Raw genomic sequence first — 1,162 nt, 5'->3', positions numbered from 1 at the left:
GCGCGGTGCGGCTTCGGGCCCGCGTGGGCAGCGCGGCGAAGGCGGTGGGGAGCGGCGGCGCCAGCGTCCGCCGCAATGACCGGCAGCAACAGCAACCCACGGAACAAGCGAGCGCGTCCGCGATGAGCCCCTCCCGCCCCTTCATCGAACGGCCGGTGGCCACGGCGCTGCTGATGGTCGCCATCGTGCTGGCCGGCCTGGTGGGCCTGCGGCTCCTGCCGCTGGCCGCGCTGCCGCAGGTCGACTACCCGACCATCCAGGTGCAGACCCTCTACCCCGGCGCCAGCCCCGAGGTCATGAGCCGCACCGTCACCGCCCCGCTGGAGCGCCAGTTCGGCCAGATGGCGGGGCTCAACCGCATGAGCTCGGTGAGCTCGGCGGGCGTGTCGATCGTCACGCTGCAGTTCGCGCTCGACCAGACGCTGGACGTGGCCGAGCAGCAGGTGCAGGCCGCCATCAACGCCGGCGGCTCGCTGCTGCCGGCCGACCTGCCGGCGCCGCCCGTGTATGCCAAGGTGAATCCGGCCGACGCGCCCATCCTCACGCTGGCCGTGAGCTCCGGGACCATGCCGCTCACCGAGGTGCAGAACCTCGTGAACACGCGGCTCGCGCAGAAGATCAGCCAGGTCGGCGGCGTGGGGCTGGTGTCGCTTTCGGGCGGGCAGCGGCCGGCCGTGCGCATCCAGGCCGACACCAACGCGCTCGCGTCGGTGGGCATCGGGCTGGACACGCTGCGCAGCGCCATCACCGCGGCCAACGCCAACAGTGCCAAGGGCAGCTTCGACGGACCGCGGCGGGCCTACACCATCAACGCCAACGACCAGCTCGTGACGGCGGACGACTACAAGAACCTGATCGTCGCCTGGAAGAACGGCGCGCCGGTGCGCATGACCGACGTGGCGCGCGTGGTCGACGGGGCCGAGAACACGCAGCTGGGCGCATGGGCCGCATTGCGCGTGGGCGAGCGGGAACCCGTGCTGTACCCGGCCATCATCCTCAACGTGCAGCGCCAGCCCGGCGCCAACGTGATCGGCACGGTCGATGCCATCAAGAAGCAGCTGCCCGAGCTGCAGGCCTCGCTGCCGGGCTCGCTCAAGGTGGAGGTGCTGAGCGACCGCACCACCGGCATCCGCGCCTCGGTCTCGCACGTGCAGCTGGAGCT

At 71.8% G+C, this 1,162-nt stretch carries 1 protein-coding gene; it reads left to right on the top strand.

The genetic code is table 11. The annotated features are described in order from the left end of the window. Positions 1–122: 122 nt before the first annotated feature. On the top strand, positions 123–1,162 hold a 1,040-nt coding region (locus AC1DOC_RS34490), incomplete at its 3' end, for an efflux RND transporter permease subunit (protein ID WP_478131686.1).

This window comes from Variovorax sp. 01T439_2 (assembly GCF_056398445.1).
The sequence above is the reverse complement of the archived record's forward strand: the minus strand, read 5'-3'. Positions and strand labels throughout refer to the sequence as shown.